Here is a 21,425-nt window from a genome sequence, read left to right as displayed (position 1 = left end):
GCCTAGTACAGAGCCATGAGATAATATCGAACCCAAAACGGCAAAGCCTATCTTTGTGGGCAACGACAACAAGTTTGATATTGTTTGAGAGAACTCTGTCCAGTAAGGCTTGAAGACCTTTTCGTTTGAAGTTGAGTCCGCTTCCAATGTCGGTGATAATTTCTGCATCGGGATAACGAGACTTAAGAAAGTTAATTTGCTGTTCAAGGTCAGATTTTTGACTGCGGCTTGAAACTCTGGCATAAAGTACGGTTGCTCTAGAGTCTGTGGGATTTCCTCTTCGCATAGGGATAATTGAATCAAGGTTGTATCTTCTTTGACCTCCTTGGGTGAAGATTCCTTCGATTTTCCCCGCTTCGAGCCACCTTTCGAGCGTTTTGGTACTGACTCCAAGTTTAGAGGCAGCGACCCTTGGTGGTACATAGTTTGTTGACATCTCGTGTTTCTAGACTACTTCTTAAGTCTAGTCTAAAATGTTTAGTATGTCTAGTATGTTCGACTATTTGTTGTCCTATCTTTAACTCCTTTAGCCAAGAACGACTTTATCGCGTCCTCGACGTTTTGCAAGATTTAGTGCTTTTTCAGCAGATGTGACAATACTGTCAGGTTCTGTTTGTGCTGTTGGCACAATACTGGCAACTCCAATACTGACGGTAAGAACATTGGCAGGAAGTCCTCCGATTCCAGGATAATCACAAAGTATTGCTAGTTCTTTAATTAAAGCGCGAATTTTCTCAGCAATACTAACTGCTGTTACAGCATCCATACGGGTAAGAACAGCAAACTCCTCGCCACTATAGCGCGCAACTAATACCGACTTGAACAACTCCCGCATATTTACAGTAGTAGATGCATTCAAATTATACCTATTGCCATCATCAACTATATCGTTAACTACATTCTGAATTACCCTAGCAATTTGACGCAAACAGTCATCACCAGCGGTTTCTCCGTAGGTTTTATTGTAGATTTTAAAGTAGTCGATATCGCATATTATCAATGATAACGGTGTTCTTTCATTCAGTGTACCTTTTTCGCTTTCGCCAACATAACGCTGCCATTCAATTTGTAGGTAAGTATTAAAGTAACGACGAGTTGCAAGCTGTGTTAGTTCGTCAACACTCGAACGATATCGCAACTGCTGGTTCTCTCGCTCTAACGCTTCAACGCGAGTAATCGTTGTTTTTTGGCTAAAATCAAGTTGAGGCAGAAAGTAAAGCCGAAATAATTCACACGCGCTCACCGCACGCTCACCTTCCAAATTTACTAATCCTAAACTTTCTAAACGTTGTGCTGCCATTGTTTCTAACTTTACCGGAGCAGAAGCCGTAATTACCTCATAAAAAGCTGCTGCAATTTCAGGTTGTTGACGTAACAATAATAAATATTGACGCAAATATGCATCATAAATCCCTGTATCTGTCGGCGCCTGTTGTAGCAATTTCTGTAAATTCCCAGCTAGTCCTCCTTGTCCAACCAAATAGTATAAAGCCAACCTAATTAAGTAAGGATGTCCTCCTACCATTGCCATCAAACTTTCAACTTCTACTCCGCTATGCCAATCTAAACCATGTAGCTTTGCTAAAACCTGAACTTCTTCAAAGGTAAACGGCTTTAGCTTAATTGGTAAACCAATATTAAACGGTGAATCAGTCAAACGCAACGGGATAATGATTTCCTCTGAATGCACAAGCACCAAGCGTAGTTTCTGCCAGACATCATGAGATTTTGCCTGCTCGTACCACGAACGTAACAACGGTAAAAAATCTCTGGCGATTTCCGGATACTCTAGCACTATATCTACTTCATTCAGCACCAATACCACAGGATGTTTTAACGGAGCTAGCAAATAATCCTGAAAATAAATCGAGCAGCTAATTTTGCTACCCATGTCTTTATCCCAATAATTATCTAACTCCGAAGAAATTCCTAACTCTCGACTGACGTTAGCACAAAACCAGCGTAAAAACTTGTCAATATTGGTACATACTGCTGTGTCCGCTTGCTGAAAATCTAAACTCACAGTCTGATAACCAACATCGTTCGCATGTGCCAAAATTCTCAGTACCAGCGAACTTTTACCCATTTTTTTGGCTGCTTTTATACATATTGCTCCTCCTGATTCGGTAATTTGAGTGCAAGCAACTTCCTCAATCGGCGGACGATTAATATAAAATGGTGAATCAAGTGATACCGGACCATTCGGAAATTCTAACGTTATAGGTATTACCGCACGACTAAACAAAGCAATGGTTTGCTGCTGCTTCTTATTCAATCCGCGCGCTTCTAATAATTGACGAAAGTTGGATTTCTGAATTGGTTCCTCCCACAAATCGCTCAAAGATTGCCATAAAGAGGAAGCAACTTTTCTAACTCGTTCTTCTCCGTAGTGCGCTTCTAGTGCGATACTTGTATAAGTTTTACCTTCCCATGAAGCGCGCAACACAAGTTCTTGAAGTGGAGTTAAACCATTGGGAAAGCTTGCTTTTACTAGCTGTAAAACTTCTTCAATTGTCATCAGTCATTTAGTTGAGAACGGTGATTATAAATGGATTTGATAAGTTTTTATCTATGAACTTAAAAATACTGCTAAGTATTTATGTAGCCTCAGCTTCGAGAACCAACAAGCGCTTTTGTTCAAGAAACTACAGTTAGGTATTGACTTTTTTACTAATTTATGAAACATTTGTCCTCGTTAGCTTACAGACACTTACAAAACTAGCCAGACGAGTCTATTAATAGGTTTAATCTTATTTTATGTAAACATGTATACTTCATTTTGCCATTACTTGGAACATATAGCGAATTTAATGTAGTCTTTTTTTTGTTTTTTTTTTGAAGCGTGTGTGGAAGGTAATGAGATTGATTACATTTTTCAGTTTACGTCCAAACAACTTAAGTACACGATTGGTAATAGTCGTTAACAATTAATGCGCGCAGCAATGAGTGTAAGTTTACAGTCAGGGTGAATTGACCGCGTAGAGCTACAAGATACTTGAACCATCGTACAGCAGCTATGCACATTGAAGAACCAGCCACCCATAATTTTATTGAGGTTGATTTTCAACCCCAACAATTACCACCACTCCAAACCCTTTTAAACAGCAACCAGTCATGCGAATTACTCAAACAAGTCACTCAAATCATCGATACAAACCCAGCATCAGAACTTGCAACGACTTTACAAGCTATCGCTGAAAAGTTACAACAGTTTTTGGATACGCAACAAATCGTAATTTATTCTATTCATGGCAACGACTCAACAGTTGCTCCAAATTCTTTAATTTCCTCCCCTAACCTCAATCATACAAACAGTAATCACTCAATCGCTGTACCAATTTTTACACCTAACTTTAGTATCTCAGGCGCCTCAACCAAAGAGCGTGTTCTTTGGGGAATATTAATTGCGAATGGTTGCTCCTTGCTAAGTTGCGAACAACAGGAATGCAGCATCCTTAAATTAATTGCACGAGAAATTAGTGTTGCAATTCAACAAGCTCAACTTTTAACAAAACTACAAGCTGAAACCGAAGCACGCAACCGCGTCGAAACGCAAGCAAACCAATATCTACAACAAATCGACCATCAAAGCTTATATATTGAACAAATTCAGCAGCAGTTGCTCTCTTCTGAAAAAATAGCCACACTTGGAGAACTAATCGTCGATTTAGTCAAAGAAATTCGAGATCCAGTTGAATTTATCTTCAACGCTCTATACTCTGCAAGTCAATACGCTGAAGATTTAATACAATTGCTCGAACATTACGAACATTACTACCCAACACCCCCAGCTACACTACCTACTTTTCTTCAGTCTCTCGATACCAACTTTATTAAAACCGACTTTATTAAATTACTATGGTCGCTACAAGCAGGTTCAGAACAACTTCAAAAAATAGTTTCTGCACTGCACAACTTTTCTGATGACGATAGTCAAATCAAGAAAATCAATTTAAATCATACAATCTCAGGCGCCATCGCAATTTTACAGCATCGTCTCAAACAACAGCCAAATCGACCTGGAATTGAAGTCGTCAAAGAATTTGGAGATATTCCACTCGTCGAATGTCTACCTAGTGAGATAAATCAAGTTTTTATATCACTCCTCACAAATGCCATCGAAGCACTAGAAGAACGTTTGAACTATGATAACTCTTTCATGCCCAAAATTTGGATTAGTACAGAGGTAGTACAAAGTCATTTATCATTACTAAGTAATACCTCTGTCCTATCTAATAAGCAAAAACAAAAAGTCTTAATACACATCTACGATAACGGGACGGGTATTCTTCCTCATATACAGCGACGCATGTTTGAACCATTTTTTACAACAAAACCCATTGCTAAAAGTATGGGACTAGGACTAGCCATTAGCAAGCAAATTATTGAACAAAACCATCGTGGTAAAATTCGTTGCAATTCTCAATTAGGACATGGAACAGAATTTGTCATTGAAATTTACACGTCTGGTAGACATAATGCCGATATCAAAAAGCACGCTAACTTTTAAATATGACTAAAAATTTTTACGATATTCGCATAATAATGATTTTAACTGTAAATTTCAACTATCTAAAAGAGGGTTGTAACCCCTTTTTATTTGATGAAAGTTAATTGCTTGATATTTAGTTTTTATTATTTGTATTCTTGGCATTGCTAATAATTCAACTAGCATGATATCTGCTGCTGCATCGTACAAGCAAAATTAAATTGCTTATACTCCTAATGGTCTATTTTATGTTAGTACTTATGACAGAACTTCAAGTGACTATATAGTTACAAGTTGAAATTACAATATTTCAGTCAATGTTGCAAAAAATGCCAATAATGATAGTTATTTTCATTGATATAGAAGTATTATTTTTAATCAAGTCTTTAGCTAGTCAATACTTAAGTATATAGTATATTCACATTTTTCTTTGTGAAATAGATAACAATTATAATCTCAGTAGTAAGAATTAGATATTACTACTAGGAGCTTAGTAAATCGCTATAATGCTTATACACAGAGAGTTTTCTTTTTTTAGAGCAGTAAGTAATTAGCTGACTAGAATAACTTTATATTGGTTTTGTATATAATAAAAAAAATCTAAAAATCACATCATTAAAAAGGGGTATTGTAAGTAATTATTTTGATAATAAAAATGACAACGGACATAACTTTACAAAAACTTCATAAATGTTTCACGTTTTTTTTAAAAAATAGTGAAATACAGATGCAATCGATATATACACTGTGAATGAGATAAAAAAAGTTCCCTATGGCTCAAAAGACTAAATCATTTTGAAATTGAGTTATTCAAGCCATGAATAAAAAGCAGATTGAAGAAGTTATCAAGGCAATTATCGCTGGTAAGTACTCTTGGGCTTGTGTTCTTATCCTACGTTTTAATGGGTATGACCCCTTGCATTATATTCCTTACCGTACTTACATACGATTGCTCAAAGATAATTATCAAATTGATAGAGAAAATGCAAGTTTGACAAATAGTAGAACTTGAGTGTTCTTGATGCCAAAATGTGAGAAGACCGAAAACATAACAAATAAGCACAAAATTAAAATCATTACAAAGTCCACATTTGGAACTGGTACAAGCTAGCTTGACAGTCACTAAACGCCAATTGGTTAGTACAGAAATAATGGTATTAATATAGGTGGGTATACATCCCACCTTTTTAATGGCTTTTTTCTATAGTGACTATGACCACCCTACCGAAACCACAGAAAATTCCCAAAATTGCTATTGCGGCAAAAGTATTCCACTGGATAAACATCGTGAGTTTATTAACCATGCTTACCAGTGGACTACAAATTTATAACGCCAACCCAGTATTTGGAGGACGTGCAGGTTTACATATTCCTCCAATTTTTGCCTTGGGAGGTTGGTTAGCTGGTGGTAGACATTGGCACTTTGCGGCAATGTGGGTCTTTTCTCTGAATTTACTCTGGTATGGTATTTTTGTTTTAGTGACTCGACGCTGGCGCCATCGTTATGTAGGATTACTAGACATCAAAGCATTGCAAAAAAGTCAAAACCCCAAACGTTTAACATTTGCTTGGCATCGAATCGCCTACACTAGTATCATTCCTATCCTTTTATTTGCGATATTTACTGGAATCGGAATGTACAAACCTGCTCAATTTCCTTGGATAGTAGACTTTTTTGGAAGTTGGCAAGCTTTGCGTATAGTTCATTTTGCTACAGTACCACTCGTAATAATTTTCGCGTTTGTCCACTCGTACTTAGCGCGTAAAGTTGGTGGCACAGAATTTACAGAATCAATGTTTTGGTAATTCACTATGGGTCTAATTCATACACCGAGTCTCAAATTAACACGGCGCCAGTTTTTAACGATATCAGGAATATCAGGTGCCAGTCTACTACTTTCGGGTTGTGGTTCACCATTGTTTGAAGATGTCGCAGGTGCAATCTCCGAACCGTTGAATCAAAAAGTCGAATCATTTATTTTTGGACTGAAACCGCAAAAACTCGTACCCGAATTCTCGGTGTCAGAAATCGACAATAAAGCACTAATCGTCAATACTTTTCGTAATACACCAATTATCGATGTCGAAAACTACCGTTTGGTAGTAGATGGAGATGTAAATAATCCCTTAAGCTTGAGCATGGCAGAAATACAAAAGCTGCCCCTAACTTCAATGATTATCCGTCATGTTTGTGTAGAGGGGTGGGCGGCAATCGTGCAATGGGCAGGTGTGCGTCTACGTGATATTATAGCCTTAGCACAACCAAAAGAAAATGTCAAATACGCATATTTTATATCCGCAGACAAATATTATTCAAGTTGGGATATTGCTTCCTCTGTACACCCACAAACATTACTAGCTTATCAAAAAAACGGCGAACCATTACCAATAGATAACGGGGCGCCTCTACGGTTAGCGTCACCAGTTAAACTTGGTTATAAGCAAAGCAAATGGGTAACTCAAATAAGTTTAGTCAGTAATTTATCCCGCTACAAAGGATACTGGGAAGACCAAGGTTACGAATGGTTTGCAGGATTATAAATGTAGAGACGTGATATATCACGTCTCTACAAAATTTGTTTCAAATTTAGAAAAATATGAATTCGCTGAATCGACTAGTACAATTATTGATAATCACGCTGCTGTTTCCGTTAGTGTTTTTGAATGGGTGGTTAGCTTTTCGCGTTTTTGATTATTTTAAACCGATAATTACAACAATTGTACTAGCTTCGCTACTGGCGTTTATATTAAACTTTCCGGTATCAATACTTCATGCTCGTGGTGTCAAACGTGGGTATGCTGTTGGAATCGTATTTATTTCTGCTTTGTTACTTATATTTACCCTAGGTGTGACTATATTACCGCTAGGTTATGAACAGTTTAACGAAATGACAAAAGTCATTCCAGAATGGATAGACTCTGGACAGCAAAAGTTACTAACAGCAAATAGTTGGGCAGCAAATCGTGGTTTTGACGTAGATTTTAGCAGAATTGCCACAGAATTAACCGATAAATTACCTTCGGAAGTAGAATTTTTTGGCAACCGACTTTTTACTTTTGCAGTTGAAGCTATTGATAGTGTTTCTGAAGCTTTAGTGACCGTCGTGTTTACATTTTACCTTTTGAGTGACGGCGCCCGTATCTGGGATGGGATATTTAAAAAATTGCCAACTAGCTTTGCCGTCAAATTACAGGAATCATTCCAGCAAAATTTCCGAAACTATTTAATCGGGCAAGTCGCTTTAGCTGTGTTGATGGGAGTATCGCTAACAGTGGTATTTCTTGTTCTACAAGTCCCATTCGGTTTAGTGTTCGGTTTAGGAATAGGTGTTTTAAGCTTAATCCCGTTTGGTGATGTTGTTAGCCTTGCGGTTATCACCTTAATTATTGCATCCCATGATATTTGGTTGGCAGCAAGAGTATTAGCTGTTTCTGTTGTCATCGACCAATTAATCGACCAAGCTGTGGCACCTCGTCTTTTAGGTAGTTTTACTGGGTTACGTCCAATATGGGTATTAACTTCGCTACTTGTTGGTACTTACGTCGGTGGATTATTAGGACTACTAATTGCCGTCCCTGTTGCGGGTGTAATTAATGATGCTCTAAAAGGATGGGTCGATAAAACTAATGCAGTTGAGGGAGATGCACCCTCGATGTTAACAACAGATTCTGCACCAGAATGATTGATTTATAAGTAAATAAAATAATTAGACTAAAAAATTACAATCCTATTGACAAATCCACCATTTGGTGGATTCGACATGGATTCTTATTAATTAGTATTTTTATTAGAAAAACCAATACCAATCTTGTTGGGATTAAATATTAGTCTTCTTTATTGCCGAACACCATTTGTAAAACCATTGGAACACCGTTTTCTTGGTGATATTTATCAGCCCAAGCACGGATAACCTCATCTAATTCTTCGATAGCTTGCTTAATACGTTCAGAAGGAATATCAAGTTCTTCCAAAACGCGCATAGCATTAGGACGACGTTCTGCCCAATCACGCATCATGCGGAAATACCGAGCGGTATCTTCCACCATGATATAAGTCCGCTCTTGGTCATCAGCGGGTGCATAAAATGGACGAGTTAGAGCATAGAAAGGCATACCCCAAGGCGAATCGATTCGCGTTACCGTACCAGAGTACAGTAAACGACGCTTGATATGCTCCGCCAAGGCTTCACTCAACAGCATTTGATGTTGTGCTGGCAGGTCTTCTTGCGAGCGTTTATGGAGAAACTCAATTAATTCTAAGAATTCAAATGAACTAATTAGTTGAGCGTCGGGTAGGTTATCGGGCAATTTCTGCTCAATTTGCCGTTTTTCTTCGCTCGTTAAACTAGTACCTGGAATTCTCGAACGTCCTGGTTGCCAGGGGTACTTCTCCATCCAGACATAAGGCAACTGAATTAGATAGCGTGGCTCTTGCGAACCGAGCATCTTCAGCAATTTACCTTCTGTTAGCGCTTGTCTAACTTCTTCGACAATTGCCTTAACTCGTTTTGGTTCGAGGTGGTGCAAATGTCCTGTCATCCGCAGGTTTTGTCCCTGCTCAAGATAAGTCATGTAAATTGCACATTTTGCTGCGGTCGCGGCTGCATCTAGAAACGCCCCATGTCTGTGCCCACTCGTCCGCATGGCACTAAAAGCCAGATAAAGCATGATCTGATCCATCGCGCTGGGGCTGAGACTTTTGATCAGATCGATGTCGTTACTCATATTACAGACAGTTGAATAGCACGTTTACAGGTTATAAGTTAGATCGAAAGTAAGTAGTATACACCCGACAATGAAGCAATGTGTTCAATGAACGATAATTTATTATGCTTCAAATCTCGGTATTATTGGTAGTCTTAATCAACTTTTCATCCGTATTTTCTGGTAAATATATAAAACTCCTCTCCTCTGTTGTGATTTCCTTCAAGACTTTATGAGCAAAGCTTTTGGCTAAAATTACTCTGTCTTCAAGGGTATTTATGGGTGAAACTATTATAACTACATCCACAAATACTCTTTTACACCAGATTTTCGTCTAACGAGCGAAAATTGGTAACAGTACCAGATGATATTTTTTTTACAAAACATCTTCTGGCATCTAGAGTACTCCTTAGTGGCACGCTCGATATAATAATTTTTACTTTATTCAAATAAAAATCGCTTGTGTAAACTTAAGGTGTACAGTACATGTCACGGATTACACAAATAACGGTTTTATTTAAAGTTTGCATGAATACTACCACTATCAACACCAAAAATAATGTCCCAATAGATACATAGTCATCCTGATAATGATATTCATTGGTTTAAGCGGTAGTTCTGGAACTTCTAGAGCGATTACGTATTTTCTCTAAGTTGAAAGCAGCGGCGCCGACTGTCACAACTAGAACGCCTATAACTTGAATAAGTTCCAAGTTTTCTTGAATTATCAACCCGGCGAAAAGCACCGTCAAAGCTGGGACACAGGCGCCAATGAGCGCAGAGCGGATGGCGCCAAATTTACGGATACCAAGGTTGTTAAGCACGTATCCAGCTAAGGTTAACACACCTAAAATAAAAGCGCTGAGAATAAGTTCAAGAAAATTGGTGTTATTAACTTGTACACCGATATTAGCGGGTAGCGGAATAATTAAAGCCACGAAGCATAGCAGCAACATCGTAGTAAAGTTAAGCAAAGTAAACGAAACAGGATGTAAGCGTGCAGCACAAATACGAGTTAAGACAATATAAATAGCAAAAGTCACACCCGAAACAATCGCAGCAGTACTTCCGAACGATATATTTGGGTTCGACGTATTAGAACCTAAAACAAGTAACTGACCAAAGCAAATACAAGCAATAGCGCTAACTCGTGACAAAGTAGGACGTTCACGGTCACTCCTAAATATTAACCAGCCAAAGAAACCACTAATGACAGGGTAAATAAAGAAAAGCGAAATTGCGACACCCGTGGCAACTTGACCAATAGCCAAGTAAATTAGCACCTGGGACAAAAACAAGAAAAACCCACTAATCAGCGATAGCACCAACACTTGCTTAGTAATAGCCCGTGGCATTGGTGTAGCATTAGGTGCAGAACCTTTATTATTACGTAATGAATCTACTAAACCTCTAATATCATTCCAAATACCTTGATGCATAATAGGCGCCATTACCAACATTAGCGGTACGACCACCAACATTCGCAGCATCAAAATTAAAAAACAATTACCAAGGGTTGGAACGATAAGCTGCTGGACATCAAAAACTCCAAAAATTTGCGATTTTTGGAAGAACATCGCTTTCACAGAAACGTTATACAGCGCAGAAGCAACAACCGATAGCATAATCAGTATAAACCCAGCCCGAAGCGAAGCAGGAAGTTCTCGACTGTTCACTTCCACTTCAGGTGGGGTCTGTGGCCTTCTAGCTTCAACACGTCTTCGACGTATACTTGGAGTTGGAATTGGCGTAGGTACAATTGTTTCAACAACAGGAGTTTCAGGTAGTGAAGATTCTTGAGGTCTCAATAATTTGACTCTTTCTACAGATTCTTGGGGTTGTGATTCGACAAATTCTGTATTTTCAACAGGTTCTAGGGAAGCTTCAACTTGAGCGCGTGTTACAGGGTTAGGAATAACAGTATTAGGAAACTGATTACGAGGTGGTTCATTTGTACCTTGTTGAGTTTCTAATTGGCTCTCAGGTGCATTTATATCTATATTATTAAGAGTGTAAAATTCGGCAGTTTCGGGATTTTCAAGTGCTTCAGATAATTCAACCGAGGCAAACTCCTCGACTGTATTATCGACATTTTGAGGCGCCGCATCAAGTTCGTTGCGGAGACGGTATACTAACTCAGCTAAAATAGCTTCACCTTGTTCCTGTTCGCTATACATCCGGGAAAGCTGCACAGAAAAACTGCTTTGGTAATTTTTTAACTCACTTTGTAGTTCTTCAAAGGTACTTGTAACCGCAGCTTTGAGCGAAGCTATTAAATTATCAACATCAGAATCCGGATTCGCGGTAATTTGTGTTTCAGTATAAGGCTGTATAGTATTATTCTTTGACACACGCACTATAGCCGACTCAAACAACTGTTCTAACGACGACTGCAATTGAATCGAGACGTGGTTGGCAAGAACTTGTACTAATTGTCGAATTAATACCTGTTGCTGCTGTTCAATTTGCGAGGACTGTAAATTATTCTTTTGTACAGAGAGCTTTTGAACATCATCAGTTAGCTGACGCTTTTCCTCAACTAGACGCTTCACATCTTCCTGCAAGGAGTTGAGAACGTTTGATTGAAGAAGTTCAAGCTCACCAGTTAATTTTTGCACAGTTTTCTGTGCGTTTATCGTTGCTTCGAGCGAAGCATCTAATTGTGGCGCCGAGTTATTTTCTCGGTGATTTACATTTATATTGTTCTCAGACTGACCCATTAGTTCTACACCTCTGGTCTGTTGTGGAAGAGTAAGCAGTTATTCGTTCGTAGTTTTATGGAACTATTGTGTCAGATAAAGCCCAAACAATAAATCCAATTTTGGCAACATACCATATTTTTTCTGATAAAAAAAAATCATTAAATATTCATTAATTTATTTACTGATAAATAATTAATACCAGTATTTGCAATTAACCATAGTCATAAAAAGCCCTGTAAAGCTTATTAAATATAGGTTTTAGAAGCAAAAAGTGATATTCTCAAAACTTACTGAATATAAAATAATGTTTGCTAGCCTACAAACCTACTCAGGCTTTACCCCTATAAATAAGTTTACAAATTTATCAACAAAGCGATGAACGTAGGCGCCTGTACAGCAAGTTATATTTAGTAAGGGATTTCCAAAAACTTAATTAACCAGCAATTGTGGAATGGGCATCCAGCAATTGTGGAATGGGCATCCCTGCCCGTTCCAGTCCTATAGGCGGGCAAGGATGCCCACCCCACAAGAAAATTTTAAAGATTTTTTATTTTGAAGTCTCTAAGTCTCAACACAAACACTTACTCCATGCGGCAACCAGACGACCACTTTCGAGACATCGAAGCCATAATGCAAAAGCACGCAGCATCACTTGAAGCAGAAATACGCGCGCTTCAAGCAGCAGACGAAACAGCGCAATGGTCAAGCGCATGGAAACGAGTATACAATTGGCGCTTTGCGAATGCTTTTGCTAAACAAAAAATATTTCGCAACTGGGCAGCAGACGCAGAAGCATGGGGACTACTACCAACGCGCGAGTACCCAAACCAAGGAAATCAAAAATTATAGATATGGGCATTACACATCAATTAATCAGCGATGTAGGTGTAAATTACGATAGCCTAGCCAAATTATTAGCATCGAAAATGTGGCGCCAAGCAGACGAAGAAACAAGAGCGCTAATGTTAAAAATATCGCGACGTGTAGATGCAGGATGGCTTAGAGAAGAAGATTTTGCTAGTTTTCCCTGTAGTGACCTAGACACAATAGATTACTTATGGACTTACTACAGTAGTACACGCTTTGGTTTTACCGTGCAAAGTCGTATTTGGGATAATACACAACAAGACTACATTAAATTTAGTAATGCAGTGGGATGGCGCCCAAAAGGTAACTGGCAACGATACCCCCAACTTCAATTTAACTTACAAGCTCCCACTGGACATTTACCTGCCGCACCATTCTATAAAACAGGAGATGATATAGCCATCGGTTGGGCTGCAACACTGGCGCCGAAACTCATACAATGCTTAGAAGAAAGCTTTTAATTCAGTTGTAACTCACCATTGGGAGCAAAAATGTTTACAAATATTGCCATATTACCAATCAAAGTATTAATCGTTGAAGATGATTTAATAATGCGGTTGGGGTTAAAGCAGTATTTAGACTCCCAACCTAATATAGAAGTAATTGGTGTTGCAGAACATGGTTATGCTGCAATTGAGATGTCAAAACAGTTACAACCCGATTTAATTGTAATGGACGTGGGACTACCCCGTTTAGATGGAATAGCAGCGACACAGGAGATAAAAAAGATACTTCCTGATGTGCGAGTAGTAGTACTAACGTCACACAAATCAGAAATAGAAATTATCGCAGCTCTTAGTAGTGGCGCCGATGCTTACTGCATTAAAGGAACTACAATGAATGGGTTACTAGTTGCACTTGCAGCAGTACAAGAAGGTGCAGTTTATCTCGACCCACAAATTGCACGTCAAGTTTTGGAACATCTTAAACCACCTTCTCCAAAAGATTCCATACCAGAGCTTTCGGCAAGAGAACTAGAAATTTTGCGTTTAATTGTAGATGGAATGAGTAATACAGAAATTGCGGCAAAATTATTTCTAAGTCCAAACACCATTAAGACTTATATAAAAAATCTCATGAAGAAATTATCTGTGAATGACCGAGTACAAGCTGCGGTTGTCGCACTTCGTAACGGCTTGGTTTAATATATAAGCAACTTGGTGTGTTTTACTTAAGCAATGCTAGACGTTTTTCTAAATGCTGAATTTGTTCATTTATGGCGCCGATATTAGCGCTATCACGAGAATAAACGTTTTGTAGTTTTGCTCTTTGTACTCTCAATTGTGATATTTTATTTTGGATTGACTGCGACACCGTGCGATTAACTACAGCTTGAGAATTTTGAGGTTGAATTTGTGCAAAGCGTTGACGTAAACCTTTAATATCTTCTGCCAGTACCATGAGAACAGGACTATGTTCTACATAAGCAGTAGCTTTGACTACTCGCTCTACTTCTAATTCAGCTATTTTTTCTTTAATTGCTTTAGAGATGGCTGAATTTAAAATATTTTGACTATTTGATTTTAATTGTTGTCGCAAATTTTGGAGCTTTTTATTTGCACTTGTAACTTGTGAAGAGTTCGTTGTATACCTTGACTTTAAAAGTACTATTTGCACTTCTAAATTTGCTATTTCCGTAATTAGCTTATTTTCGTTGACTGTACTTGTTGAGATTGAGCTTTTTGTTGCCATCTGAACTATAGATGCTCGTACTAGTTCTTGATTACTTATCGTTAAAGTAGAAAGCAAAACCGAGCTAAGTGTCAAGTAAGTAAAGAATTTGAATCTCATCGTTAAAAAATTAATAGTTTTGTATATGCAGACTTGCAACTTAATTCTTAAGTTCCTAAATTCATACACTCACTAGAGTCTTTACTATCCACCTTATCGGGTGTATTCACTATTCATGCTAAAGTAAATTACTATATTAATCAACTCCAATAGGTAATGTAAACCAAAAAGTGGCGCCATTCCCAGGACTACTATTTACACCAATATCACCACTATGTGCAATAATAATTTGTTGACAAATATATAAACCCAAACCCAATCCCAAAGATTGTTGTATATTTTGCCCGCGCGCGTATAATTGAAATAACTTTGCAGCTTGTTGTTGACTCATACCAACACCATTATCCGCAACGATACAGTGTACTTTATCTTCTTCTACCCATGCATCAATAGTAATTTGTAATCCAACTTGATTAACATTAATTGCATTAATAATCAAATTATGATACACTCTCGATAATTGTAAGGCATCAGCAAAAACTTCCGGTAATTCCGAATTAGCTAAGTTGACAATAGTAGCTTGTTCTTTACTTAATAGTGGCGACAAATCTGTAATTATTGATTGCACTAAAGGATATAATTTTATAGATTGAGGATATATTTTTATTCCTTGTGTTTCGCTAGCATGAGCTTCAAGCATTGAATCAATTAAATTGAGTTGCCTTTTATTTCCTGTAATTACATCTTCAACAACTGTTCTATCTACTTCTATTTTTGTTTGACGTTGATTTAAAAGGTTTTCTAAAACTAAAATTGTCCCTAAAACTGGGTTGCGTAAGTCATGTGCTACAGCATTTACAAATAACCGTAATTGCCACCAGTATTTAAACTCTGTTTTTAAAGTCAGTTCATAAAGATATATACCATAATCAACAACTATACATGGCAAAAGGTTAAAGATTAAACTGTATATAGCATCAGTAGAGCAAGCAACTTGCTGTTCTTGACTCAATGACCAAAAATTATAAGTTGGGTTATTAAATTTATAAGCAAGAAGACCAAATATAAAAACACTTACTTGAGAAATAATATGTAGACGTAAACAAACGGGTACTAATACCCCAATTATCGGGAAAAGTAGATGATAGTATTTAGTATCTATACCTAAACGAATTTGATTTAGTGCTAGGCAATGTATTATATCTATCTCTCCACCAAGAGAAGCAATTATATCAATAGACTGTGATTCAGGTGTTTTTAGTCCGATTAAATAGGGAATTGTAGTAATTATGACCTGAAAGTAATTATAAAACGGTATTGAGCAAGCAAATATTATAAATATAGTTTTGAGGTATTTTCTCGTTTTCGGTAGACGTAGTAAAATTAGGCAGCCAATAAATAATAGTTCTTGTAGTAACAAATCTCTAGAAGAATTAAAAAGAAAAGTTACAGCACTAACCGCACCACGCTTATAATACTTACCCAGAAATTCAGGAATTTTAAAGTTAAGCTCAATAGCTGCATGGAAACATGACCAAATAATGATTGCTAGTTGCAGTTTTTGATAAAGAAATGTGTCTCGCCACTTTTGATAGTCGATAGAAATTGCCTGCTGTCCTGGTTTTTGCATATAGGTAAACGGAACTTACGCGCTGTTATGATTGCGGTACTGGAGAGAGTATTGAGAATTGTTTGTGTAAAAAGATTATACCCTCTAATTGAGGCGCCCGTTGGGGTATTACACTTTCACCCAGTTAGGTGTATGTTTAAAAAGTATAAATATGGTATGTCTAAATTTAATCGTTCCATAACACTGTTTTAGAGACTTTTAAAAGTTTTTGGAACTTTAAAATTATGGTTGATGTCATTGACCATATATTCAGATATTTACAATTCAATAAAACAGAAATAAAGTTATGCTATCTATAAAAAAATCTAGAGCTTTTCCTGCTATTATTTATGGAATTGCTCTCTCTGTAATTGTCGGAACTCCCATTCCCATCCAAGCATCAATTGACCAACAAGTGGCGCCACAGCAAGTATTAACAAAACAAAATAAACCTTTAAACCCAGAAGAAGGTATTGACTTTTTAAAAGAAAGTAAACATAGCTATGATATAGAATCTTTGGTAATTAGCCGCGATGGACAAACGTTAGTTAGCGGTAGTTTGTACGATAAAATTCATGTTTGGAACATGAAGAATAAAAAACTCATCCGCACCATTAATCCTGGTAAAAATGGAAGTACAACTTTAGCGCTAAGTCCCGATGGTCAAAATCTATATACAGGAACATATTTAGAATCAGGAATTGTTCAAGTTTGGAATATCAAAACAGGGAAATTAATCCGTCGAATTAATTCTCACAAATCAGGAATTAGTAATTTAACACTAACTCCTGATGGTAAAACCTTAATTGCTGCTGGTCAAGACAAAACGATTAAACTTTGGAATACGCAGACCGGAAAACTCATTCATACCCTGAAGGGAAATAATGCTCCTGTTAGTGCTATTGCGGTTAGTTCTAATAAAAACATTTTTGCAACTTCTGCGGGTATTCAAGGAGACAGTAGAGACCTAACGATTCGTTTGTGGGATATCAAAACGGGAAAATTATTAAAAACATTAACAAATAGTATACAAGCAGCAGGTTTTCTTGCTTTTAGTCCAGATGGAAAAAACCTTATTTCCGCGCGGGGTAAAAGTTCAGATTACGGTAGAACGAATATATGGAATCTTAGTACCGGAAAAATTACAGCTACTATTCCCAAAAGCCTAATATACATAGGTTTTACTTCTGATGGCAAACGTCTTTTAAGTGTAGATTCAGCATATGGGGTTGATTTATGGGATGCTGCAACAGGTGCCAATATTAGTCAAATTGTTGAACAGGTAAAATTTGAGGATGACCGTACTTATAGCCGTGTATATCCGAATACTGCGGTAATGTCTCAAGATAACAAAACTCTTGTAATTGGTGAGGGTGGTGTTTTATCTGGTTACAGAATTGGAATAAGACAGTTAAATTTACAACCATTGGTAAAAAAGAAACCAGGTTTCTACCAAAATTTTCATGACTATTACAACTTATCAATAAGAAACCCGGTTTCTAATATTTTAAACTAAAGGGAAATTATGTTGAAAACAAAACTTTCATTAGCTATCTTAACAACTTGTACTCTTATTTTAAATTTCATCGCAATTAAAACTCCAAGCGTAAGCGCAAAATTCCTATCTCAAATACCTACAACTATCACCAGACAAAAACAAAATAAATCAGACGAGTTACCCAATTCCGTTGTCAATAAAATTGCTCAAGCTACCCGCTCAGATTATGCTGGTGGTTTAAAAAGAATAGTTAAATTCGAGCGTGTACCTTATCCATATTACTGCGATGAAATACGCGAAGGTAAAAAACAGCCTTTAACCTGCGACCCACCAAATATCAAAGATACATGGAAAGCTACCGTCGATACTTATTTTGAACGTCTAGTTTATTACGTGCGAGACGGTGGAAAAACGAAACTAGCTTCTAGAGAATATTTAGCAAAATCAAATAAAGCTCCTTCACGTGTGCAGCAAGCAGTGCTACAAGATGCTCAAAAAAATTGGAGTTTACCGAAAAATACATTAAAAATTGTCAGTGTGCGTGAAACCCTACAACCATCAGGAGCAGATTTTACAGTATTACCTGTTGAACCCAGGTTTGATGGACAAGTTTTTAAAGCGCGCTTTTGGGAAATTATTATAGAACAAAATCAAACTCAATGGATTTATTATGTAGATAAAAATAACCCTAACAAACTTCAACTGTGGTCACGCTTGAATTATGCGAAACAAGCTAAATTACCTGTTGATGTTGCATTAGAATTAATTTCTCGTGCTAGTGCAAACTTTAATTTAACCAATGGTCAAGCTTTAATTACAAACGTTGAAGAGGCAAAGTATGATAGTTGTTTAGGTTTAGCGGCGCCTTGGGAAACTTGCCAAAACGCTTCACTTTTAGGATATCGTGTTACCATGCGGGCAAAAAATAACACTCAAGTAGTTTATCGTATTGCCAGACAAAACAAATATATAGCGATGGAAGGTACTCGAAACATGCCACCTCGTAATGATATATTATCTAATACCTTAGCCGAAAAAATTATCAAAGATGCGAGTAATCGATTAAAAACATCAACAATAAACCTACGTATTAGTTCAATAGAAAATTCTAGAGAATGTATTTCAGCAAATCCTGAAATCAGTCGTAAATGCCAAGTTACAGTGCATGTTAGAAATGGTCAACAAGAATTAGCTTACACTCTTGACCGTAAGCGACAAAATTTTAGCAAAGTCCAAGCCAGAAAATAGGATTAATGATTAAATAATGAAAACAGTTCTCTGTAAATTACTAAAATACTATATTTATATTTTAGTTGCTTTTGAGCTAATATTAGCTGGGTATCTCGGATTTGTCTATGTTCTTGCACTTGAACCAAAGCCTGTTGGAATTAGGGGAGAAGGAGTAACAATGTCAGAAATTAGAGCCATTTTAATTAAAGAAGCAAGCGCATCTCAACAAAATATTGTAATTAAAGCTGGTTTAATTTCTACTGGGTTTTTGGGTATAGAAATGTTAAGTAAAACAATTACAAATAAAGTCAAAACAAGAAAGTAAAATAATAATTTAACATTTTAATCCCCCCTGACCCCCTTAATAAGGGGGGAAATGAATAAACTCTTAGCCCCCCTTATCAAGGCAGGGCTGATTCATTCCCTAAGAAGCTTGAAAAATCAAGGGTTTAGCCAAAATTTTTGTTGGTCATTTTGCTACCAAGGCGCCTCTAAAATAGACAATCACACTTAGATTTATGTGCTAAAAGTCTGTTTCCGAGTTACCCATACTTATGATTTTTCCCGCTAACCATCTTGACAAATCTAGTTTGAGAGGGGATGAATCAGCCCTGCTTATCAAGGGGGGTTGGGGGGATCACCATCAAAATATAAATTTCAACGCATAAAATATGAGCGCACTCAATAATGCACTAGCCGGAACAGTAACTACCCAAGCAGCAGCTATATTTTGCAGCGTTGAAAACTTAATTGATTTTAAATCTTGCACCAACCCAATACCCACAACACCACCAACAAGTGCGTGAGAAGTTGAAACAGGCAAACCGAAGCGAGAAGCAAGCAAAATTGTAATAGCGGTAGCAAGTTCAGCACAGAAACCACTGCTAGGTTGTAAAGTAATAATACTTTCACCAATAGTCGCAATTACATTTTTACCCAATATCGCCAAACCAGTAACAATACCAGCGGCGCCAAGTACTAAAATCCATAAAGGCACATCTATCTCACTCAGAGGTACGATATTAGTACTAATGGTATAAACAATAGCTGCCAATGGTGCTATAGCATTTCCCACATCATTAGAACCATGTGCAAACGCAACAAAGCAAGCACTCAATAATTGATAGCGTGCGAATATTTTTTCGATTAATAAATTATTACCCCCCTTCTCTACCAGGCGCCAGCTATAAACAGTTAAACTGACAACAGTAACAGCGCCTGTTAGTAACGAGTAATCATAAAAAGGTATATTTATACCGAACTTATTTGTAAACAATTCAGCGATAGGATGAGTTAAAGTTGGTAATACAATAACACCAAAAGCACCCACTAAAGCAGCACTTAACCAAGGAATCCACTCCTTTAATTGTATTATTTGATTCGGCTGATTTAAAATCCAACGTTGAATTTGACTATAAAATAAAGCCGCAATTATACCGCTAATAATAGGTGTTAATACCCAACCAATAGTAATTAACTTAATCGAAGACCAATCAATGGCGCCAACACCCAGCGCTACCCAACTAAACCCAGCAATGGCGCCGACCACAGCATGAGAACTCGAAACCGGTAAACCGCGTGAAGTTGCCAGTTGTAACCATAACCCACATGCTATTAGTACAGAAACCATCCCAGTCACAAACAACTGAGGAGTATCCACAAATAACACTGGGTTCGCAACTCCGGTTGCTAGCGTTTGTGTTACCTCACCACCAAACAAAACGGCGCCAGCAAACTCTAATACACCTGCAATAATTAAAGCCTGCCTCAAAGTAACCGCTTTAGAACCTACCGAAGTGCCCATTGCATTAGCAACATCATTGGCGCCAAGGTTAAAAGCAAGGTAAAAAGCCAAGATAGCAACGACAATCAATATACCAATAGACATTTTTACACCACGCACTCACAACAGCAATAATAAGGCAAAGGCGCCGGATATTTATTAAAATATATAATGTAATTGTACTATATATTTTTAATGGAAAAATGAACATCAGGGATAACAAGCTCGGTCTATGCCCAAGAAAGTTAGAGAGTTGAAAAGCATACTAAAGCAAGCAGGGTTTACGCATAAACCAGCAAAAGGTAGTCATAGTAAATGGAAACATCCAAAATTGTCTACATCTATAATCATCGCAGGAAAAGATGGTGACGATGCAAAATCATATTTAGAAAAAGAAGTAAATGAAGCATTGGAAGAATTGAATAAAATAGAGCAAGAGGAACGAGAGGAACAGGAGAAAAAACAAGAATGAAATATACAATTGTGATTCAGTGGTCAGATGAAGATAAATGCTATGTTGTTTCGCTACCTGAATTTACTGACGTGTATCAACCCTGTACTCATGGTGATACTTATGAAGAAGCGTTAAAAAATGCTCAGGAAGTTATAGAAATGCTTATAGAGTCATACATCGAGGACGGTCAACCTCTACCAGAACCTAAAATTTTAGGACAGTTAATTCCAGCAGCTTAACATTGGCAATAGATGAATAACAAATTTTATTGATGGATAACAAAAAACTCATCCGTTACATCCGTTATATCCGTTGCTAAAAATTTACATGCTCTAAAATAACAAATATGAGTTAGGGA

General features: G+C 37.3%; 20 protein-coding genes. 13 read left to right on the top strand and 7 right to left on the bottom strand.

Annotated elements, in window-relative coordinates:
- Together DSM106972_RS02480 and DSM106972_RS02475 are read right to left on the bottom strand one after the other, a co-directional pair.
- A partial coding sequence (locus tag DSM106972_RS02480) for an IS607 family transposase (protein ID WP_233787860.1) occupies positions 1-436 on the bottom strand: 436 nt, incomplete at its 3' end.
- A gap of 90 nt (positions 437-526) precedes the next feature.
- Positions 527-2,518, bottom strand: a complete 1,992-nt coding sequence (locus DSM106972_RS02475) for an AAA-like domain-containing protein (RefSeq protein WP_127078495.1) — start codon at positions 2,516-2,518, stop codon at positions 527-529.
- 498 nt (positions 2,519-3,016) lie between these two features.
- Here DSM106972_RS02475 and DSM106972_RS02470 point away from each other — a divergent pair, with 498 nt between their 5' ends.
- From DSM106972_RS02470 to DSM106972_RS02450, 5 genes are all read left to right on the top strand, one after another.
- Positions 3,017-4,510: a sensor histidine kinase gene (locus tag DSM106972_RS02470; protein ID WP_127078493.1), complete on the top strand. Its 1,494-nt coding sequence runs from the start codon at positions 3,017-3,019 to the stop codon at positions 4,508-4,510.
- Positions 4,511-5,306: 796 nt separating this feature from the next.
- The gene (locus DSM106972_RS02465) at positions 5,307-5,501 is read left to right on the top strand and encodes a HetP family heterocyst commitment protein (protein ID WP_051043899.1); all 195 of its coding nucleotides are present in this window, start codon (positions 5,307-5,309) and stop codon (positions 5,499-5,501) included.
- Positions 5,502-5,701: 200 nt separating this feature from the next.
- The gene (locus DSM106972_RS02460; RefSeq protein ID WP_127078491.1) at positions 5,702-6,295 is read left to right on the top strand and encodes a cytochrome b/b6 domain-containing protein; all 594 of its coding nucleotides are present in this window, start codon (positions 5,702-5,704) and stop codon (positions 6,293-6,295) included.
- A 6-nt stretch (positions 6,296-6,301) separates the two neighbouring features.
- Positions 6,302-7,030 carry a molybdopterin-dependent oxidoreductase gene (locus DSM106972_RS02455; RefSeq protein WP_127078489.1) on the top strand — a complete coding sequence of 243 codons (729 nt, stop codon included), beginning with the start codon at positions 6,302-6,304 and terminating at the stop codon, positions 7,028-7,030.
- 56 nt (positions 7,031-7,086) lie between these two features.
- Positions 7,087-8,172: an AI-2E family transporter gene (locus tag DSM106972_RS02450; protein WP_127078487.1), complete on the top strand. Its 1,086-nt coding sequence runs from the start codon at positions 7,087-7,089 to the stop codon at positions 8,170-8,172.
- Between the two features lie 142 nt (positions 8,173-8,314).
- Here DSM106972_RS02450 and hetR read toward each other — a convergent pair whose 3' ends face one another.
- Positions 8,315-9,214 (bottom strand): heterocyst differentiation master regulator HetR, encoded by a 900-nt coding sequence (hetR, locus tag DSM106972_RS02445; RefSeq protein ID WP_127078484.1) that lies wholly within the window; start codon positions 9,212-9,214, stop codon positions 8,315-8,317.
- Between the two features lie 584 nt (positions 9,215-9,798).
- The gene (locus tag DSM106972_RS02440) at positions 9,799-11,913 is read right to left on the bottom strand and encodes an EamA family transporter (protein WP_127078482.1); all 2,115 of its coding nucleotides are present in this window, start codon (positions 11,911-11,913) and stop codon (positions 9,799-9,801) included.
- A 570-nt stretch (positions 11,914-12,483) separates the two neighbouring features.
- Here DSM106972_RS02440 and DSM106972_RS02435 point away from each other — a divergent pair.
- From DSM106972_RS02435 to DSM106972_RS02425, 3 genes are read left to right on the top strand one after another with little or no spacing between them, the layout of a single operon-like run.
- On the top strand, positions 12,484-12,744 hold the full coding sequence (locus DSM106972_RS02435; RefSeq protein ID WP_127078480.1) for a hypothetical protein: 261 nt from the start codon (positions 12,484-12,486) through the stop codon (positions 12,742-12,744).
- A gap of 2 nt (positions 12,745-12,746) precedes the next feature.
- The gene (locus DSM106972_RS02430; RefSeq protein ID WP_158632752.1) at positions 12,747-13,223 is read left to right on the top strand and encodes a GUN4 domain-containing protein; all 477 of its coding nucleotides are present in this window, start codon (positions 12,747-12,749) and stop codon (positions 13,221-13,223) included.
- Positions 13,224-13,253: 30 nt separating this feature from the next.
- Positions 13,254-13,907: a response regulator gene (locus DSM106972_RS02425; protein WP_127078476.1), complete on the top strand. Its 654-nt coding sequence runs from the start codon at positions 13,254-13,256 to the stop codon at positions 13,905-13,907.
- Between the two features lie 22 nt (positions 13,908-13,929).
- Here DSM106972_RS02425 and DSM106972_RS02420 read toward each other — a convergent pair whose 3' ends face one another.
- Positions 13,930-14,553 (bottom strand): hypothetical protein, encoded by a 624-nt coding sequence (locus DSM106972_RS02420; protein WP_127078474.1) that lies wholly within the window; start codon positions 14,551-14,553, stop codon positions 13,930-13,932.
- Positions 14,554-14,689: 136 nt separating this feature from the next.
- Positions 14,690-16,123 (bottom strand): sensor histidine kinase, encoded by a 1,434-nt coding sequence (locus tag DSM106972_RS02415; protein ID WP_127078472.1) that lies wholly within the window; start codon positions 16,121-16,123, stop codon positions 14,690-14,692.
- A gap of 286 nt (positions 16,124-16,409) precedes the next feature.
- Between DSM106972_RS02415 and DSM106972_RS02410 the strand changes: the two genes are divergently transcribed.
- The 3 genes from DSM106972_RS02410 to DSM106972_RS02400 are packed head-to-tail and all read left to right on the top strand — an operon-like array spanning position 16,410 to position 19,155.
- Positions 16,410-17,618: a WD40 repeat domain-containing protein gene (locus DSM106972_RS02410; RefSeq protein WP_127078469.1), complete on the top strand. Its 1,209-nt coding sequence runs from the start codon at positions 16,410-16,412 to the stop codon at positions 17,616-17,618.
- Positions 17,619-17,627: 9 nt separating this feature from the next.
- The gene (locus tag DSM106972_RS02405) at positions 17,628-18,848 is read left to right on the top strand and encodes a hypothetical protein (RefSeq protein ID WP_127078467.1); all 1,221 of its coding nucleotides are present in this window, start codon (positions 17,628-17,630) and stop codon (positions 18,846-18,848) included.
- A 16-nt stretch (positions 18,849-18,864) separates the two neighbouring features.
- A complete protein-coding gene (locus DSM106972_RS02400; RefSeq protein WP_127078465.1) occupies positions 18,865-19,155 on the top strand; it encodes a hypothetical protein in 291 nt (96 codons plus the stop codon).
- A gap of 318 nt (positions 19,156-19,473) precedes the next feature.
- On the opposite strand, the gene DSM106972_RS02395 is transcribed toward DSM106972_RS02400, so the two are convergent.
- On the bottom strand, positions 19,474-20,718 hold the full coding sequence (locus DSM106972_RS02395) for an inorganic phosphate transporter (RefSeq protein ID WP_127078463.1): 1,245 nt from the start codon (positions 20,716-20,718) through the stop codon (positions 19,474-19,476).
- Between the two features lie 127 nt (positions 20,719-20,845).
- On the opposite strand from DSM106972_RS02395, the gene DSM106972_RS02390 reads away from it, so the two are divergent.
- Positions 20,846-21,085, top strand: coding sequence for a type II toxin-antitoxin system HicA family toxin (locus DSM106972_RS02390; RefSeq protein ID WP_127078461.1), 240 nt, complete (start codon positions 20,846-20,848; stop codon positions 21,083-21,085).
- Positions 21,082-21,306 (top strand): type II toxin-antitoxin system HicB family antitoxin, encoded by a 225-nt coding sequence (locus DSM106972_RS02385; protein WP_127078459.1) that lies wholly within the window; start codon positions 21,082-21,084, stop codon positions 21,304-21,306. Before DSM106972_RS02390 ends, DSM106972_RS02385 begins: the two co-directional genes overlap by 4 nt.
- Positions 21,307-21,425: the final 119 nt, after the last annotated feature.

The organism is Dulcicalothrix desertica PCC 7102, from assembly GCF_003991905.1.
GTDB classification, from domain to species: domain Bacteria; phylum Cyanobacteriota; class Cyanobacteriia; order Cyanobacteriales; family Nostocaceae; genus Dulcicalothrix; species Dulcicalothrix desertica.
This window is presented reverse-complemented; position numbering and strand designations above follow the sequence as displayed.

Bases quoted from the DNA above. Each gene is read 5' to 3' on its own strand.
- DSM106972_RS02475 (WP_127078495.1), bottom strand. From the start codon at position 2,518: ATGACAATTGAAGAAGTTTTACAGCTAGTAAAAGCAAGCTTTCCCAAT.
- DSM106972_RS02470 (WP_127078493.1), top strand. From the start codon at position 3,017: ATGCACATTGAAGAACCAGCCACCCATAATTTTATTGAGGTTGATTTT.
- DSM106972_RS02465 (WP_051043899.1), top strand. From the start codon at position 5,307: ATGAATAAAAAGCAGATTGAAGAAGTTATCAAGGCAATTATCGCTGGT.
- DSM106972_RS02460 (WP_127078491.1), top strand. From the start codon at position 5,702: ATGACCACCCTACCGAAACCACAGAAAATTCCCAAAATTGCTATTGCG.
- DSM106972_RS02455 (WP_127078489.1), top strand. From the start codon at position 6,302: ATGGGTCTAATTCATACACCGAGTCTCAAATTAACACGGCGCCAGTTT.
- DSM106972_RS02450 (WP_127078487.1), top strand. From the start codon at position 7,087: ATGAATTCGCTGAATCGACTAGTACAATTATTGATAATCACGCTGCTG.
- hetR (WP_127078484.1), bottom strand. From the start codon at position 9,214: ATGAGTAACGACATCGATCTGATCAAAAGTCTCAGCCCCAGCGCGATG.
- DSM106972_RS02440 (WP_127078482.1), bottom strand. From the start codon at position 11,913: ATGGGTCAGTCTGAGAACAATATAAATGTAAATCACCGAGAAAATAAC.
- DSM106972_RS02435 (WP_127078480.1), top strand. From the start codon at position 12,484: ATGCGGCAACCAGACGACCACTTTCGAGACATCGAAGCCATAATGCAA.
- DSM106972_RS02430 (WP_158632752.1), top strand. From the start codon at position 12,747: ATGGGCATTACACATCAATTAATCAGCGATGTAGGTGTAAATTACGAT.
- DSM106972_RS02425 (WP_127078476.1), top strand. From the start codon at position 13,254: ATGTTTACAAATATTGCCATATTACCAATCAAAGTATTAATCGTTGAA.
- DSM106972_RS02420 (WP_127078474.1), bottom strand. From the start codon at position 14,553: ATGAGATTCAAATTCTTTACTTACTTGACACTTAGCTCGGTTTTGCTT.
- DSM106972_RS02415 (WP_127078472.1), bottom strand. From the start codon at position 16,123: ATGCAAAAACCAGGACAGCAGGCAATTTCTATCGACTATCAAAAGTGG.
- DSM106972_RS02410 (WP_127078469.1), top strand. From the start codon at position 16,410: ATGCTATCTATAAAAAAATCTAGAGCTTTTCCTGCTATTATTTATGGA.
- DSM106972_RS02405 (WP_127078467.1), top strand. From the start codon at position 17,628: ATGTTGAAAACAAAACTTTCATTAGCTATCTTAACAACTTGTACTCTT.
- DSM106972_RS02400 (WP_127078465.1), top strand. From the start codon at position 18,865: ATGAAAACAGTTCTCTGTAAATTACTAAAATACTATATTTATATTTTA.
- DSM106972_RS02395 (WP_127078463.1), bottom strand. From the start codon at position 20,718: ATGTCTATTGGTATATTGATTGTCGTTGCTATCTTGGCTTTTTACCTT.
- DSM106972_RS02390 (WP_127078461.1), top strand. From the start codon at position 20,846: ATGCCCAAGAAAGTTAGAGAGTTGAAAAGCATACTAAAGCAAGCAGGG.
- DSM106972_RS02385 (WP_127078459.1), top strand. From the start codon at position 21,082: ATGAAATATACAATTGTGATTCAGTGGTCAGATGAAGATAAATGCTAT.